At 65.0% G+C, this 17059-nt stretch carries 12 protein-coding genes and 1 pseudogene; 5 read left to right on the top strand and 8 right to left on the bottom strand.

The genetic code is table 11. From position 1 onward, the window contains the following. Positions 1-21: 21 nt before the first annotated feature. The gene (locus ACQY4K_RS19100) at positions 22-1938 is read left to right on the top strand and encodes a M1 family metallopeptidase (RefSeq protein ID WP_428391775.1); all 1917 of its coding nucleotides are present in this window, start codon (positions 22-24) and stop codon (positions 1936-1938) included. On the opposite strand, the gene ACQY4K_RS19095 is transcribed toward ACQY4K_RS19100, so the two are convergent. After that, positions 1886-3220, bottom strand: coding sequence for a hypothetical protein (locus tag ACQY4K_RS19095; RefSeq protein ID WP_428391774.1), 1335 nt, complete (start codon positions 3218-3220; stop codon positions 1886-1888). The genes ACQY4K_RS19100 and ACQY4K_RS19095 overlap by 53 nt on opposite strands. A 94-nt stretch (positions 3221-3314) precedes the next feature. On the opposite strand from ACQY4K_RS19095, the gene ACQY4K_RS19090 reads away from it, so the two are divergent. The 3 genes from ACQY4K_RS19090 to ACQY4K_RS19080 all read left to right on the top strand — a co-directional run bounded on the left by ACQY4K_RS19090 (position 3315) and on the right by ACQY4K_RS19080 (position 5904). After that, complete coding sequence (locus ACQY4K_RS19090) at positions 3315-4331, top strand: sulfotransferase domain-containing protein (protein WP_428391773.1); 1017 nt, start codon at positions 3315-3317, stop codon at positions 4329-4331. A 632-nt stretch (positions 4332-4963) separates the two neighbouring features. Beyond that, positions 4964-5479 (top strand): contact-dependent growth inhibition system immunity protein, encoded by a 516-nt coding sequence (locus tag ACQY4K_RS19085; RefSeq protein WP_428391772.1) that lies wholly within the window; start codon positions 4964-4966, stop codon positions 5477-5479. Then, positions 5476-5904, top strand: coding sequence for a hypothetical protein (locus tag ACQY4K_RS19080; RefSeq protein ID WP_428391771.1), 429 nt, complete (start codon positions 5476-5478; stop codon positions 5902-5904). Before ACQY4K_RS19085 ends, ACQY4K_RS19080 begins: the two co-directional genes overlap by 4 nt. A 199-nt stretch (positions 5905-6103) precedes the next feature. Here the strand turns inward: ACQY4K_RS19080 and ACQY4K_RS19075 are convergent. From ACQY4K_RS19075 to ACQY4K_RS19055, 5 genes and pseudogenes are all read right to left on the bottom strand, one after another. Continuing rightward, positions 6104-6838: pseudogene (locus tag ACQY4K_RS19075) on the bottom strand (IS5 family transposase); the annotation flags it as partial. A gap of 513 nt (positions 6839-7351) precedes the next feature. After that, on the bottom strand, positions 7352-7702 hold the full coding sequence (locus tag ACQY4K_RS19070) for a HepT-like ribonuclease domain-containing protein (protein WP_428391770.1): 351 nt from the start codon (positions 7700-7702) through the stop codon (positions 7352-7354). Further along, entirely contained in the window at positions 7699-8082 is a 384-nt protein-coding gene (locus tag ACQY4K_RS19065) for a nucleotidyltransferase family protein (RefSeq protein ID WP_428391769.1), read from the bottom strand. The genes ACQY4K_RS19070 and ACQY4K_RS19065 overlap by 4 nt, the downstream gene beginning before the upstream one ends. A 207-nt stretch (positions 8083-8289) precedes the next feature. Further along, on the bottom strand, positions 8290-9417 hold the full coding sequence (locus tag ACQY4K_RS19060) for a fatty acid desaturase (protein WP_428391768.1): 1128 nt from the start codon (positions 9415-9417) through the stop codon (positions 8290-8292). Further along, the gene (locus tag ACQY4K_RS19055) at positions 9414-9908 is read right to left on the bottom strand and encodes an OsmC family protein (protein WP_428391767.1); all 495 of its coding nucleotides are present in this window, start codon (positions 9906-9908) and stop codon (positions 9414-9416) included. The genes ACQY4K_RS19060 and ACQY4K_RS19055 overlap by 4 nt, the downstream gene beginning before the upstream one ends. A 160-nt stretch (positions 9909-10068) precedes the next feature. Here ACQY4K_RS19055 and ACQY4K_RS19050 point away from each other — a divergent pair, with 160 nt between their 5' ends. Next, positions 10069-10989, top strand: a complete 921-nt coding sequence (locus tag ACQY4K_RS19050; protein WP_428391766.1) for a LysR family transcriptional regulator — start codon at positions 10069-10071, stop codon at positions 10987-10989. Between the two features lie 47 nt (positions 10990-11036). Here the strand turns inward: ACQY4K_RS19050 and ACQY4K_RS19045 are convergent, their stop codons facing one another. Further along, positions 11037-15179: a translocation/assembly module TamB domain-containing protein gene (locus tag ACQY4K_RS19045; RefSeq protein ID WP_428391765.1), complete on the bottom strand. Its 4143-nt coding sequence runs from the start codon at positions 15177-15179 to the stop codon at positions 11037-11039. After that, a complete protein-coding gene (locus ACQY4K_RS19040; RefSeq protein ID WP_428391764.1) occupies positions 15179-17044 on the bottom strand; it encodes an autotransporter assembly complex protein TamA in 1866 nt (621 codons plus the stop codon). Before ACQY4K_RS19040 ends, ACQY4K_RS19045 begins: the two co-directional genes overlap by 1 nt. Positions 17045-17059: the final 15 nt, after the last annotated feature.

Below are 17059 nucleotides of genomic sequence, written 5' to 3'. Positions count from 1 at the left end.
TGCTCGCCGCTCCCCTGCTCGTTGCCGCAGCGCCCCCCCAATGCGGCCACCATCTTCGCGCCGTTCCACGAGGAGTACCCGGCCAACGCGTTCCGCTCCGCCAGCGGCAGCCCAGGCCCGGACTACTGGCAGAACCGCGCCGACTACCAAATCCACGCCCGGATCGACCCGACCACCAAGACCCTCTCAGGCGAGGAGGTCATCACCTACACCAACAACAGCCCCGATGCGCTCGACCTGCTCTGGGTGCAGCTCGACCAGAACATCTACCGCCCACATTCGCGCGGCAGCTTCATATTCCATCTGCCCGGCGCCGGCCACACCGCGGGCGACGTGATCGACGCGCTCAGCGTCACCGCGCACGGCCATACCGTCCCTTCGAGCTTCCTGGTCTCCGACACGCGCATGCGGGTAGCCCTGGCCAAGCCGCTCGCGGCCAAGGGCGGCACGCTGCACGTGCGCATACGCTGGCACTACATTGTCCCGGGCCCCTGGGGCGGCCGCACCGCGGTGAGCACCACGTCGGACGGCGACCTCTACGAAATCGCGCAATGGTTCCCGCGCATGGCGGTCTATGACGATTTGCGCGGCTGGGACACCGAGCCCTATCTCGGCGCGGAGTTCTATCTCGAATACGGCGACATCGACTATTCCGTGACATTACCCGCGACCTTCCTGGTGGCAGGCTCCGGCGCCCTGCAAAACCCCGCCGACGTGTTGACCCCGCTGGAGCGCTCGCGCCTGCGACAGGCCGCGCACAGCGACGCGACGGTCATGATCCGCACGCCAGCCGACGTCAAAGCCGCGATCAGCAATCCCCAGGCCGGCACCCATACCTGGCACTTCGTCATGCACGACACCCGCGACACCGCCTTCGTCGCCTCGCCCGCCTTCGCCTGGGACGCCGCCCGTCTCCGTCTGCCCCCCGTAGACGGCAAACCACGCCTGGCGATGTCGGTCTATCCCGTCGAGGCGGCACCGACCTGGAAACGCTCGACCGAATACGTCAAGAACGCGATCGAGTATTTCTCCTCTAAATGGTACCCCTACCCCTGGCCGGATGCGATCAACGTCGCCGGCCACGGTGCGAACATGGAGTATCCCGGCATCGTCTTTGACGGCATCAAAGATTCCGGCAAGCGGCTGTTCTGGATCACAACGCACGAGATCGGCCATAGCTGGTTTCCGATGCTGGTCGGCTCCAACGAACGTCGTGCCGAGTTCATGGACGAAGGCTTCAACACCTTCATCGACACCTACGCCTCCGACGAATTCAACCATGGCGAATTCGGCTCGAAGCGCGACACCGAATACGCGCCCGCCGGCGGCAACCCGGTCGAGGATATCGTGCCCCTATTGCGCGACCCAACCGCCCCGGTGATCACCGAGGAGGCCGACCTCGCCGGCTTTCGGATGAGCCACACGGTCAGCTACTTTAAGGCGGCGCTTGGCCTGCGCCTGCTGCGCGAGCAGATCCTCGGCCCCCAGCGCTTCGACATCGCATTCCGCCACTACATCGCACTCTGGGCCTACAAGCATCCCTCGCCATCGGACTTCTTCCGGCTGATGGACAGCGAGGGCGGCGAGGACCTCTCCTGGTTCTGGCGCAGCTGGTTTGCGCATAACTGGCCGATGGATCTCGGCGTCAAGGCGATCGACCCCCAAGCCGGCACCATCACGCTCACCTGCATCGGCGGCCTGGTAATGCCCTCAACCCTTCAGGTCGAGTATGCCGACGGCACCACCATGCGCGAGCGAATCCCGGTCGAGCTCTGGATGCACGGACCGCAAGCGACCATCCACGCGGCAGGTGCCACCCCGATCACAACCGCCACCATCGACCCGGACCATTTGGTCCCCGACATCGACCGCTCGAACAACATACTCAAGCTGCAGCAGACGCCTTCCTCAACAACAACCTCCGCGTCGAAGCAATGACCGCCTCGGCCGCAGCAGCCCGATACTCCCAGATCGACCCCGCCCTCGGCCGCGCCACCGTCATCGTCGCGTTCGCCTCAAACAGCAGCACTTTGCCCCGCGCATTTAACCCGAAATCAATCCCGCCATAATCAAGCCCGAGCACCTCTGCGATCCGGCCCAGCGTGTCCATCGCCGGCCGCCCGAGCACCGATGCCATGTCCGCAAGGAAGGCCGCCTCCTCCGCACGATGCTCCGGTCGGGCCTCCATGCCGGCGGTGAAATGATGCACCTTCCAATCGGGCGCGATCGCCAGATGCAGCGGCAGTAATGCGCCACCCACCACCATCACCCTGTACTTGCGCGCAAACCCGTCCGCCCCCCGGGCGTCCAGCGGCTCGATTGCTGTCAGCGCCTCACCCGGCAGCATGGCCACCCCGGCCGCCAACGCCGCCGCATCCTCGATGCGCACGAAATGCGCGCCGGTATGAAACCCTGGACTGCGCAACAGCAGCGGAAAGCCAAAGCCCGGCACGCCATCACGCAACGCCGCGCGCGGCAAGGTCGACATGCGCGGCGCCACGACATTTTCCAGCCGGCCAAGCCGCATTGCGTTGCCGACCCGCGTCGTCGCCCGAACCGCATCAAGCGGGTTGAACACCGGCGCACAATGCCCTGCCAGCATCCGCTCGGCTGCGTCCAGCGCCGCCCCGCACAGCTCCGCGTCCCCGATCGCATTCAGCACCAGAGCGTGCGGCGGCAGCACCACTGAAGGCTCCGCCTGATCGGCGACCAGCGTGTGCACCGCGAACACACGGTCATCCAGCAACTGCTCCGTCGGCACATTGCCGCCGCGCGACGACACCAGCCGGAGCACGGCAACCGGCCGCCCCGCCCCGCGATATGGTCGACGGGTCAGCGCCCTCCCCGCGAACCCGGCCGCCCGATGCCGCTCCGCCGCCTCGCCCTCAACCAGATACGACATTCCCTGATGCGCCTCTGCACAGAGGGGATCCACCCGCAATGCCGCCTCATACGCCGCCCGCGCCGGCACATGCTCGCCGGCGTCGCGCAGCAAGTGCCCAAGCATCGCCCGCGCCGCCACATCCTCGGGTGCTGCCTGCGCCAGCACCGTGCGCGCCGCCGATGTGAAGCCGCCGCGCGCCAGCAGTGCGGCAAGCTGCCGCAACGCCGCACCATGCCGCATGTCCAGCGCCAGCACTGCGAGATAGGCCGCGCGCGCCTCGTCGTCGCGGCCCAGCCGGTCCAGCCGGCATGCAAGCTCGAACCTCAGCGCCACCATGTCCGTTACCATACCGTATCGTGAGCGCCGAACCCCGTTCTGGCAAAGCGCTTTCTTACGTGCCCATGCCAGCCCATCATCGTAGGCTCGCGCCATGCTCACCGACGACGACATCATCAACAGCTACACCTGGCTCCTGGGCCGAACCCCGTCCGCGGGCGAGGTCGCCACAAACCGCGCTCTCTACACCAAACACGCCGACCTCCAGCGCGCACTCATGATCTCCGCCGAAGCCCGCGCTCTGCGAATTGCGCTCCACAAGCAAGGCCGCACCATCCCGGTCGAGCTGAACCAGCCAAGACTGGTTTTCATGCATATTGAGAAATGCGGCGGCACCACGCTGCACGCCATGCTCGTCTCGCAGTTCGCCCCCGAACTGATCTGCCCCGAACGCCATGAGACCATCGGCGACTGGACCATCAACGAACTCGCCGACTACCAACTCTTCAGCGGCCACTTCGACCTGTCCTACTGCCACCTACTTCCCGGCACACTGCGCATGATCACAATGCTACGCGAACCAAAATCCCGCCTGCTGTCGCTGTATCATTTCTGGAAAGCCCACCGCCCGCACCCCGAACGCGACGCCTACCGACTGATCACCCTCGCTCGCGCCAGCACCGCCGCCGAATTCTTCGCCGATCCCGAAGTCACCGCCTGGGCCAGCATCCGAAACGCCATGACCGGCCAACTCACCCGCACCACCAACCGACTGCTCCGACCCTGCGACCCGATCGTCGCCGACCCCGAAGCCACCCTTGCCCGCGCCTGGCAAGCCCTCCAGAACTTCACCAGCTTCGGCATCGTCGAACGCTTCGAAGCCTCCCGCCTGTTGCTCAATCGAACTCTAGGCCTCGACATGCAGCCCACCAACCCGCGCCAAGTCCTGCGCGACCTGATGCGCGACAACGAAGCCCTCGCCTCCATCGAACCGGACCCACCCAGCGAAGCCCTCGACGCCGCCCTCGAACCCCTGATCAACCTCGACCGCCGCCTCTACGCCATGGCCCTTACGTTGTTCGAGAAGCGCACTGCTCCGGCAAAGACCAAACCCACTAGAAAGGCCAGGGCACTGCCCTGGACCCGCTGGCGCCATAGGCCCCAGACCTGAATTCATTGACATGCGCCAAGTTCGGGCCACCTGGCCACGTGCCACCTTGCCAGCAATTGCCGCCTCAATGACGACCATCGCCATACCGATCATTGCAGCGGATGAACGAAGTCGACACACCATCATGACAAGCAGATGGACCGCTGTCACAGCATGATGAGCCCGTACGTTTGCGACAAGCCTGCAACCAAGTCGGTGTTGGCACATCCCGCGGGATTTCTTGGCGTGCGTCGAAACAAATGCAACTCGGCGGTCGTTCCTTATGTTGCGGGATACCCCTCAGACGCAAACTAACACATGAAAGCGCTTGTAATAACAGCAAGAAGGACGCCAGTACACCATCAGCCAACTCGCCAGATAAGTCCATCCTGAGCAGGAACCGATTGAATGGGGGGCTTCGTTGTCACCGGCCCATCGAACGATGGGTTTACCTGCGTCTGCGGTTTCAGTGCCGCAATTATTGGCGGAAAGGCAGCGAAATAGACGCTTGCACTAATTCACTTAGTGTTATGGCAACAAAGGACGAAAGTTCTAGCATGCCCATTTCCGTTGAGTAAGTTTCTTCTGTCGCCTTTGTCGCACGATCGGGTATAGGAATAATCTTCTATGTCGTTCCAGTTTGGGGAAGAGAAATGCGCGTCGCAAGGGTTGAGTTCTGCGAGAGCTTTGTAAGGATACAGACGAAGTCAGATGGACTCACTGATCCTAAAGGAATATGCGACTTGCTCGCAGGAGACGCTTCTGCTCACGAGATTGGTAGCAGCGTTTTACGGGCTCTTTCCGCCTGCCGCAACTTTATACCCATTGAAGAGCGTCGGGCCCTGTTAAAAGAAGGAGGACTGGCTCAACATCTTGCAGCCGTTGACCTGAACACCATGACAGCATTCGGGTTCCGCAAAAAGAGGGATATCTACCGAGACATGGTGGCATGCCAAGTCTCTGAGGAGGACGGTTTTATAAGCTTCTTAACTCTGCTTCACGTCGGTATGGGAAATTACAAACACAAGACGAGAGAGTTTGTAAATCCAATTCGGCTTACATCAGGCGAAGAAATTATTGGATCTGCGGTTAAGACCGCGGCCAACGACTTTGCTGGACCGAACTATATTACTGTCGACCATGAAATCCGGGGGGGCTTTCGGGAATGAGTTGGTCTATGTACCTGAGCCGTGAGACAGGGCCTTTCATTGAGGCGATCACAGCGGGAAAGGAATCAATTCCTCTCGCCGATTGGCTAGAACTTGTGGCGGCAGATCCTGAGTTAGAGTTGGTCTTGGAGGAACAACAGGAGATGAAGTTGCTGGCCAACGGAGTTACGAGTTCCGGGAAACTGATTACCGTCGAATGGATCGCGCACCCGAATGAGGAGTGGGTCGTATTTGAATGGAAAAACGGCCTTGTAGAAAGTCATCGCCCAGATCTCGCAATCTGCTCGAAACTCCTCGCAATGGCGTTGAAGTTACGTGGCACGCTTCAGGACGATGACGGACAGATGTACCACTCCATAGAGCAAATGACTTCCGGACCTCCTCCCGCTGTTGGGGTTAGACCGGCAGTGGTAATCGAGATCTAGACGAGGCTGCCTGCATAACAGAGGCCACACTGGGCAGAAGCAGGCTGCTCGGGCAAAACGGAGTAAGTTCGCGTCTCATGTGAGGGAACGATCGCGAGGTTTGGACCTTTCTCGGCTGATCGGAAATCTCGGAGGTCCGTTCGTTCTGGCCGAAGCGGCTTAAAGCACCAGGTGGCGCGCTAAGAGTGCGGCTCTGAACTCATGTGCAACGAGCCATTCTGCGAATAAGCAGCATGGCAGATGCGGCGTAGAGGAAGCTGGTTGCCGAAGCGATGGAAGCCTCGAAGTCCTTTGCCGGGCGCCGGTTCCGGTTGAGCCAAGCGAAGCACCGTTCGACGACCCAACGGCGCGGATGGACCGCGAAGCCGATCTGACCTGGGGGCTTGCGGACGATCTCAATGGCAATGGAGGTGGCGTCGGCGACGCGTTCGGCGGCGTAGGCAGAATCAGCAAAGGCGCGCTCTACGAAGGGAAAGCGGCCACGAGAGGCCAACAGCCACGGGACCGCTCCGTCGCAATCCTGGACTGACGCGGGATGAACTTGCAGCATCAACGGCTTGCGATCGGTGTCTACCATCGCGTGGCGCTTACGGCCAAGCACCTTCTTCCCGGCGTCATAGCCGCGCGGACCACCGGCCTCTGTGGTCTTCACACTCTGACTGTCGATCACAGCGGCGCTACGACTGGCTTCGCGCCCGGCCCGTTAACGGTCAAGCATGACCAGCCGATGCAAGACCGGCTCCCATACGCGGGCGCGCCGCCAGGCCGCGAACCAGCCATAGACCGTCTGCCGAAGCGGGAAGCAGGGCGGCAACAGCCGCCATGGAATGCCACAGCACGGGACGTAGAAGATGGCGTTGACGATCTCGCGCATTGGCCATTCGGGCGGTCGTCCAACCGGCAAAGGCCGGGGCAGAAGCGACTCCAACAAGGACATTACTATGTTTTTTCTGATGAAAAAAAAGATAGTATTGCCGTCGTAGTGAAATATAGTAGACAGACGGTCAAGTATCCCAGCCACGCCAGCCAGCGATTGGCACGGGTCCCAGATAGCAAAACGATTGCGTTCCAAACAACCTGAATCTAAGCCAAGCAATCGACGCGACGAGCCAGTAGGCTTCAAATGCGCTCACCATAACGGCAATCGTGTCGATTACGTCGTTTATGGTCGGCTGACGCAAAGCGGTATTTTCATCGTTGGCTGGGTTCAAGGTGCACTCATCCATCAAGTGAGTTGTTGAAACTTCGGCAGCGATCCTCTGTCATTCCGATCGATGATCACCTTCCGCCGCTCTCCTTTCCGGGCAACATTTTCAGGGTTTGACCTCAGCCGGTCGGTATCGGAGCTAACGCATACTACTCCGCACTTTACTGAATGTTACGGTAACGACCAGTATCTTCTACCACGCGCAATCTTTCGTTCGACTGCTTCACCTTGGATTTTACGTCATCGCGAAAGCTCGCGCACGACCGCATGCAACAGCAGCGGCAATTCATCGATGATGGTCGGCCGGAGGCGTGGCAATTCGAGATTGAAGTACTGGTGAGAGATGACGTCGCGTAGTCCGGCCCAGCCGCGCCAATCCACTTCGGGGTGCCGCGCGAGCAACTCTGGCGGCAACAGCTTTACCGCTTCGCCGACCTCCGACAACACGTTTTTGAGCGCGCGATAGGTGCGTCGGTCCGCCACCGGCATCGTCGTGAAAGCCGCTTCATCCAGGCCAGCGCAGAAGTCCAGGGCGTCCATTGCGGCGTCCCGGATGTCTTCGAGCCGCTCGCGGCTGCCGCGTCGTGTCATAGGACGCGCACGGCCTCGCGTTCCGCGGACTCCCGTACGCTCGCGTGCAAAGCGCTCCGTTCGACAAGATCCGCCGACGATCCCAGCAGTTCGGACAATTCGGCGCGGAGCGATGCCAAGCCCACGAGGGAGAGACGAGCCTTGGAATTGAACTCGGCAAACAGATCGATGTCGCTGTCCGCGCGCGCAGTGCCGCGCGCCACCGAGCCGAACACCCAGAGCGCGGTCATGCCATGCGCTTTGAGTTCCGTCGCATGGGCTCGCAGCTTACCAAGGACCGGTCCGAGAGCCGGCGGCTTGCGGCCCTCCTCGACGAGGAAGCGCTCGAGCAATCCTCCAACCAGACCCTGGACGGTCTCGCCGCGGGCAGCGGCGGCCACCTTGAGACGGTCACGGGTGGACTGAGGCAGGCGCACGGACAGAAAGGCAGGGGTGCCAGGCTGAGAAGTAAACATAGCTACACTATAGCATGGTGCGCACATGTGCACATAGCAAATGGCTGTGGCTCTGGCGTGGCCGTTCTGTGGATCGACGCCGACCTAGTCGACACCGAAGAAATGCGAGGTCTGCCTCCGCCAGGCTTTAAGTTACCCCGACCGGGTTGAGAGCTCGGGCGAATGGGTGCTGACCCAGGATGGAGGGAGCGTCGCCGCGCGTCGCCGGCGGGGGATCCTGGTCATGCAGCTTTTCGTCTCGTCCCAAAGGAGATAGCCGGGGGCGGAAAAGGCATCGCGCAGGGATAGTGTCGTGACCGTCGCAAAGCCGGGCTGCGCCTGATGGCAGGCCTGCAATCGGTAGTTCGGCACCTTTGCCGCGAGGTGATGCACGTGATGAAAGCCGATGCTGCCGGTAAAATATTGCAGCAGGCGCGGCAGCTTGAGGTAGGAGCTGCCTTCGATTGCCGCCTGCACCGGGTTCCAGCTTTGCTGCCGCTGCCACTGCGCCGCCTCGAAGCGATGCTGCACGGTGAACAGCCAGACGCCGACGATCGAGGTCAGTGCGATGGTTGGGAGCTGGACCAGCAAGACCCGGCCGAGACCGAACCAGAAGACGAGTGCTGCCGCCACGCACAGAAGTGCCGCATTGGTGAGATGAACGCTGGCCCTTTCGCGCCGCCAGGATTTCGGGGCGTCGAACGGGAAGCGGTAGAGCACGAGGAACACGAAGGGCGGCAACAGGATTTGCGCCACGAGCGGATGGTGCACGAGACGGAACAGAAGCTGGCGTCGTGGCGGTAGGGCTTCGAATTCGGCGAGCGTCGTGCATGTCGAATACAGGTCGATGCCTGGCTCGCGACGGTCGAGATTGTTGAAGGAGCCGTGATGTCTGCCATGTTGGCGAAGCCAGAAGGCGTATGGCGTGACGGTGATGATGCTGCAGACGCGGCCAAGCCAGTCATTGAGGCGGCGCGAGCGGAAGAAAGACCCGTGGCCGCAATCGTGCTGGATGATGAAGAGCCGGACCAGCAGGCCAGCGGCTGGCAGAGCCAGAACCGGAAGCAGCCAGACGTAGCTTGATGCCGCCAGCCTATACATCAGGGCGTTCAGAGCTATGAACATCCCGAAGGTGGAAGCGAACTGCCACGCGCTGCGTCGTGCGGATCCGCCCTGAAACGGCTGGGTGGCCGCGACAAGCCGTCGACGTTCGGCCCGGCCCTCATCCTTGTGGCGGGCTGCCGGAGGGTTATCGACCGCAATCTTGCTTGCGGCGATCATGCCTGCGGCTCCGCCGGGTCTGCCAGCGCCACGTCGAGATCGACCGGCCCGTGCAAGACGTTTGCCACGGGCGACAGCATCAACGAGTTCGCAATAAGGGTCTTCAGCTCGGACGCCGATGCATCGGCGTCCATGTGCACCTTGATCCGGATGGCATCGAGACCGGGGATGCGTGGCACATCGATGGCGGCGCGCCACATCGAACTGGTCACAATATCGGCGTCGAGCACCAGCTCAAGCTCGCGCACCAAGATATTGCCGAGGGTCGCGTTGGCCTGGATGCGCGACGCAAGGCAGGAGCCCAGAGCGGCCAGCAACGTCTCGAACGGCGTCGCGACCGGCGCCTTGTCCGGTGGTCCGAGCCGTTCCTCGACCTGTATCGGCGCGAGGTCACGCACATAGTTCAGGTTCGTCGAGCCGCCGCTGGCAACTGTGCGGCACTGCACGCCGGCGTGAGCGACGCGGGAGACCGGTGTATTCGTTTCGATCACGATAGTGTCCGATTGGGTGCGGGGTATCTGTTCATGCGCCGCACTATGCGCAGCTCTTGTTCCGCGGACGCAGCCGCATTCTTGACGGAGCACGACGCAATAATGCACTTTGTCTCTCCTTGCGAGGCGACGCGCGACTCACCATGCTTGATTGGCCACCATGCTCGATTGGGACGACCTGAGATTTTTCCTGGCCGTCGCCAGGCACGGCACTCTGGCCACCGCCGCCAAGCACCTGCATGTCACCCAGTCCACGGTAAGCCGGCGCCTGACATCGTTGCAGGAGCGTATGGGCGTGCGGCTGTTGCAGCGGTCCGCGGAGGGCTACATGCTGACCCTCGCCGGGCAGAGCATCATGCAGCGGGTGGAGCGGGTGGAGGCGGAAGCGCTCTCGGTCGAGCGCGCGGTGTCGGGACATGACGTGCGGCTGGAGGGGCAAATCCGGGTCGCCAGCTCGCAGATGCTGACCAGCCACGTACTCGCCGGGGGCTTTGCGACCCTCCACGCCCGCTATCCAGGCCTGCTGATCGAGGCGGTCGCCGACGTACCGCGCGATGCAACCACGACCGTCGAGCCGGACGTGGCGGTCCGGCTGCGCCGCTTCGAGCAGCATGACCTGATTGTGCGCAGCCTCGGCACGATCGCGTTCGGCCTTTACGGTTGCGTCGCCTATCTGGGGCGGCATGGCGAGCCGGACCTCGGCAATGGCTGCGCCGGTCACCAGCTGATCACGCTGCTGGACGAGCGTGATCCGTCGGCGCAGGCGAGCTGGCTGACGCAGCACGCGGACCGGGCGCACGTGGCGCTGCGGGCGGACAGCTACGAGACCCAGCACTGGGTCGCGGCCTGCGGCGGTGGCCTCGCACTGCTGCCGCGGTTCCGCGCCGACGCCGAACCTGGCCTACGCCGCCTGGCGACCCCGATGCCGATCCCGTCGGCGGAAATCTGGCTCGGCGTTCACCGCGAGAACCGCCAGGTGCCACGGGTGCGGGTGGTGCTGGATTGCCTCGCCGACGCGGTCCGGAGCCGGTCGTCGATCTTGAACCCGCCTGCCGCAATCCCCGCCGACGCACCAGCATGACCGCGAACGGGTTTCCGGGCAAAGCCCGGCGTTGCCTGGTTCGCTGATCAGTACTGAAACTCGTATTTCAGTCCAACGCTGCTACCCGGGTCGTTCTCCGGGGTTGTGGTGCCGGTGACGGTACCGCCGGTGCCGACGACGGTGTTGAGCTTGAGATGGCGGGTCAGATTGACCTCCACCTGTGCCTGGGTACCGGCGCCGGAGGTGGATTGGCGGGCACCGACATAGACGCCGCGGGCGACGTACTTGCCGGCCTGGACGCTGGCGCCGCTGCTGTTGGCACCGCCGCTGCCGACCGACAGCCGGTCCAGCCCGAGGCCGCTACGGACCCTGTCGAGGATGCCGGGGCCGCCGCCGCCGACGCCGCTGAGCTGTGCGAGGGCGGCGGCGACGCTGGCGATCTGCAGCGGGCTGAGCTGGGTGGTGGATTGCTGGAACAGGATCAACGCCAGGACCTGATCGGGCGGCAGTGGCGGCGTTGAAGAGAGCGTGATCTTCGGCGCCGAGGCGTAGCCGCCGACATGCAGCATGGCCACGGTGTTGCCGACGAAGCTATCGGCGGTGAGATCCAGTGACGGGTCGATTTTGTTGGTAACACTGGTGCCGTTGAAGCTGATCTGGCCCTTGGTGAAGGTGAGGTTGACGCCGGCCAGGCTGAAGGTGCCGTCGCGCATCTTGAAGCCGCCGCGCACCACCGGCGCCTTGCTGGTGCCGCCGACGGTGAGTTTGCCGCCGAGCTCGACGTCCAGGCCGTGGCCGCGCACGAAGATCTGGCCGGGGGCGTTGAGTGTCAGGTCCAGGCCGATGATGGGGCCGGCGGAGGCCGAGGTGGCGGATGGCGGCTTCTGACCGGGGCGGATCACGTCGAGCTTGGCGACCGAGGGCGGCAGGCCGCTGGGGACGTTGATCGAGGCGCTGTCGATGGTGATCAGCCCGCCGAGATCGACGCGCGTGGCGGCCTGTCCCTTCACCGTCAGGTCCATGTCCAGGATCGCCGTCAGCAGATCGCTGGAGATCGGACGCGCCTTGTTTGCGGTGATGTGCAGATCGACCGGCAGTCCGGGTTGCAGGGCGCCGACGGTGCCGCTGGCGTTGATCGTGCCGGGGCCGGCGTGGGCGACGAAGTTGTCGATGCTGATGGTCTTGCCGCGAGCGGTGATCAGGGCGGTCATGTCGGTGAGGCGCAGGCCTTGCGCGAAGTCCTGGATTTCGCCGTGGGCGACGCGGACCTGGCCGGCGAGGTCGGGGGCCTGCGGCGTGCCGGTCGCGGTCATGTCCAGCGCGAGCCTGCCCGCGGCGCGACGACCTTCGGCGCCGAGCACGGGGTTGGCGATGGCGAGGTCGATAGTGCCGCGGGCGCGCAGGTCGAGCTGGCCCGTGGTGTCGGTAGGTGCGGTTCCGGTGAGGGCGAGACGGACCTGTGGGCCGGCGTCGAGATGGGCGTCGATCCTGGCCTCGCCGCCGGCGAGATCGGCGCGCGCGTCGAGCGTGGCGGGCGGCAGCGAGGCGGCGGGGCCGGTGCGAAGCTGCATCGACCTGGCGGTGAAGTGGACGGTGCCGTCGGGCCGGCTGGTGGTGCCGGTCAGCTTGGCTTGCAGGGCGATGACGCCGGTGGCGTTCAGGGTTGGCGCGAACGGCTTGGCGAGTGCCGGGGTGACATTGGTGACGGAGGCGGTGAGGTCGAGCTCTGGGCTGAGCTTGCCGGCGACGTCGATCATGGCCGGAGCGGCGTTGACTGACCCAGGGGCGCCTGACGCTGGGGCGACGGAAGCGCGCATATGATCGACGGAGATTTCCGGGCCGTAGCTGATGCGGGTGGGTGCCAGCAGGCGAATCACCTCGCTTTTGGCGGTGGCGAACAAGTGGCTGATCGCGACGTGCTTATCCGGCACGTCGGCGACGAGGTCGGTGTCGAGCCTGGCTGGGGCACCGGCGACATGCTCAAAGCGGCCGCTGGCGGCGACGGCGATCGCCTGCTCGGGGCCGCGGGCGGTGACATGGGCGCTCCCGGTGACGGAGTTCGCGTGGATGCTGTCGGCGGTCAGAGCGAGGTCGAGGTCGGGGCTGCCGGCCGGGTCGACCACGGTGCCCGCGAGCTTGAGCCGGCTCACCCCGAAGCTGCGGCTAGCGACGGCGCCGGCGACGTCGAGGCGCGCCGTCGGGTGTGCTGCACCATCCGCCTGGGTGGTGTGCAGGCTCGTGTCGAGATGGCCGCGCACCGGCTGGCCGACCAGGGGTGCCAGATCGGCGAGGCGGGTCATGCGCAGGTCGAGATCGCCGAGCGGGAGTGCGGCGCCCGCGGGCAAAGTGAGGTTGGCGTGTCCCGACGCGCTCTTCCAGCCGAGCCGTTCGAGGGCGATGTGGGTGGCGCCGGAGGGCTGGCGTTGGATTTCGGCGGCGAGCCACAACGGCGCCCGGTCCAAAGTGCCGTCGAGGGTCAGCGTGCCTTGCGGGGCGTGCGGCAAGTGCGAGGCGTCGAGCACCAGGTGCATCGGGCCGGTCGGGATCTTTGCGGTGCCGACGGTGCCGGTCGCATCGATCTTGGTGGAGAGATCGTCCAGCTTGCCGCCGGCGGTGCCGTTGACGGAGAGGGCGCCCCGCAGGCTTGGCAGGGCGGCGGCAAGCTCGGGCAGATGCAGGCCGAAGCGCGCGTCCAAAGTATTGGCGAGGTCGCGGCCCTTGGCGTCCAGGTCGAGCGCGCGGCCGTGCAGGGTCAAGCCATACAGGCGCAGGTCGCGTCCCTGGGTGGTCGGCACGACCGAGGCGGTCAGGCCGATCCGGCCGTCGTCGCCGATCAGGCCGACCGCCTGGGCGGGGCCGCCGGTCAGCGCGAAGGTGCCGCCCAGCCCGACCACGGCGATACGGTGGGCGTAGGAGAAGTTGGTGGCGAGGGCAGCGTGGCCGTCGAGGGCGGTGCCGGCGGCGGCGGCGAGCGGGCCGAGCTGCGGCAGTGTGATGCCGAGATGGCCGCGTATGTCCGGCGTGGTGAGGATATCGCCGGTCACCTGGGCGAGCGGGTGGGTGACGATCAGGTCGATCGGGCGGCCGGGCTGCTCCTGGTGCAGGGTCGCATCCACGGTCAGCGGGTCGGCGGCGAACAGGCCCGGTTGCTTGCCGGGGACGCGCAGGCCGTCTGCCACGGCGTGCAGGATCGCGGGCCCGACGCGGCTGCCGGAGAAGGTCGCGGTGAGCCGGTTCACGCCGCCGCCAGGGGCCGCCAGCGTGTCGACCAGCAGGTGGCCGCTGCCGACGGGTGCGCCGGGCGTGCCGGTGAGATGGGCGTCGAGGGCGATGTCCTTCCACGACAGGCCCGGGCGCGGCTGCATCGCCGGCGCGTGGCCGTGCGCGGTGACGTCGAAATGCCTGGTCAGCAGGTCGGTGGTGCCGGCTGCATCGAGAGTGGCTGGGCCGGCGGTCAGCGCCAGGTGCAGCGCCTCGTGGTCGCGCGGGCCGGCGAGATCGAGTGCCAGGGTCAGCGGATCGAGATCGGCGAGGCCGCCCGCGCTGGTCGCCAGCCCGCCCTTCGGATCGCTCGCCTGGACATGCAGCCCAAGCCGGCCCGGGGTCGCCTTGGCGGCCAGGTTGACGCTGCCGGGATGATCGAGGCGGGTGACGGCGAGGGCGATATCGCTGTTGGGCAGGCTCGCGACGGAGGCGCCGTTCAGCAGCGGCGCGGTGCCCTGCACCTTGAGATGGCCATCGATCGCGAGTGCTGCGGGCACGCCTGCGACCGCGGCCCCCAGAGTGAGGCGTCCGACATGCAGCCTGGCAATATCAATGCCGAGGTTCGGCAGGCTGCTCTTGCTGGATTTGGGTGGCGGCGGCTTTGGCGCGTTAGGGTTTGGGACGGGCTTGCGCTGCACGGTGATGGTGTCGACCGAGGCGAGGTCGACATGGGCGACCAGGCCGATCAGGTCCCATGGCCGCCAGTCGAGCTTGATTCCGTCGAGCACCGCATAGGGGCCGTTGGTGTCGCTCAACGTTACTGTGTTGATGGCAAGAGCGTTTGGAAAGAACCCGTGCAGCCCGGTTATCGTGACCTTGCCGCCGGTGAGCGAGGCGGCCTCGCGCTGGATCAGCCGTCGCCCCGGACCGATATTGGCGCCGATCAGCACCACCAGCAGCACCAGAATAACGAGCCCGCAGAGCAGGCCGATGGCCCAGAGGAGAATGCGGCCTAGCCGTCCCATCAGAACGTCTCCCCGAGCCCGATATAGAGCTCGAAGCTGTCGCCGCCGGGCGGCTTCTCCAGCGGCACCGCGACGTCGAGGCGGATCGGTCCGATCGGCGTGTAGTAACGGACGCCGGCGCCGACACCAACCCGCAAGGTGCCCTGGAAGGGTGCGGAGTTGTCGGAGACCTGGCCGGCATCGACGAAGGCGGCGAGGCCGAAGCTGTGGAACACGCGCTGGCGGAACTCGATGGTGGCGGCATCGAGCGAGGTGCCGCCGATCGGGTTGTTGTCGGCAAATCGCGGGCCGACGCCCTGGTATTTGTAGCCACGTATGGTCGAGCTGCCGCCGCCATACAGACGCTGGTCGGGCGGCAGCTGGAACACGGTCGCTCCCTGGACGCTGCCGACGATGCCGCGCACGGCGATGACGCTGCGTCCGGGATTTGCCAGGCCAAGCTCGGCAAGGTCGAAATAGGTGGAGCCGCTGGCCTGCAGGATGGTGAAGAAGGCGCCCCCGCGCGTCAGCGAGTAGGTCGGCGTGGCCCCGATCGAGGCGCGTATGCCGTGGGTCGCGGGGTCGAGCGGGTTGGCGAGGTCGGTGCTGTCGTAGGCGGCGCTGAGCGGCAGCGACACCAGGGTGTAGTCGCGGGTCACGCCCTCCTGGATGATCTGCTCCTGCTCAGCACCGATGCCGACCACGGCACTCCAATATTTCGACAGCTTGCGGTCGATCGCGGCGCGCGCCAGCAGCGCGGTCTGATTGTAGGCCTGCAGGTTCTGTTTGAGGCCCTCGACTCGCAGGAGCAGGCTCTGGTCGCGCCGGTAGAAGTCGGGCTTGGTGAAGTTGGCAAAGACATCATAGCCGAGCCCGTTCTCGGAGGTGCCGCCGAGGCCGGTGGCGAGTGCCGTCAGTTCGAGCTGCTCGGCGTTGCCGAACAGATTATGGTGGGTCCAACTGACGCCGGCGCTGCCGCCAAGGTCCGTGGAATAGCCGATCTGCGCGGAGACCGTGTGGCGCGGTGCCTCGACGAAGCTGAAATCCAGCGGGATGGCGCCGGCAGTGTCGAGGGCGTGCGGGATGCGCACCTGTACGTCAGAGAACACGCCCGTGGCGACCAGGTCCTGGCGGGCCGTCTCGATCTTGCTGGGCTGGTAAAGCTGGCCGGAATGGATCAGCAGGCGGCGACGGACGAAACGCGCATTGACGTTCTTCAGGCCGGCGAGATGGACCCTACCGATATCGACGCGTGGCCCCTCATGCACGGTGTAGACGATGTCGAGCGTGTGCGCCTCGGGGCGCAAATAGGCCACCGGCGCCTTGACCTCGGCGAGCGCGTGGCCGTGCTCCTGCAGCGACGTGAGCAGCCGGGTTTGCGCCGCCAGCACGTCGGCAGCCATCGCCGGCTGGCCGGAATGCAGGTCAAGGGCGCGGCACTCGGACGCATCGAGCTGTACCGGCTCGTCGTCCTTGATGGTGATCTGGCCGAGGGTGAAGCGCGGACCGGTGTCCACGGCCAGGGTGATCGGCACCGGTTTGCCTTTGGGACGTTCGGCCAGCAGGTTCGGCAACGCGGGATCGGTGCCCGCGTGGCCGAGTACCTCTATCCGCACCGTGCCGGCATAGTAGCCGAAGCTCTCGAGTGCGGTTTGCAAACGCGGATAGTCCGCGCGAATACGGCCGGCGAGCGCGAACGGGCTGACCGGCCTGGTCTTCTGCAATGCGATCAGGCTCGACGAACCGCTCAGCGCCGCATCGAGCTTAGTGTCGCCGACTTTATGGAGACGCACCTTGTAGGGCTGCGGGTCGGCGGCGCTCGCGTCATGCGACGCCAGCAGCGAAGCCGCCACACAACTCAGCAGCAGCAGCCGTTGTATTGACACGCCGGGAATGGCCAG

The sequence above is a fragment of the Lichenicoccus sp. genome, from assembly GCF_965276875.1.
In the GTDB taxonomy this organism is placed as follows: Bacteria; Pseudomonadota; Alphaproteobacteria; order Acetobacterales; family Acetobacteraceae; genus Lichenicoccus.
The sequence above is the reverse complement of the archived record's forward strand: the minus strand, read 5'-3'. Positions and strand labels throughout refer to the sequence as shown.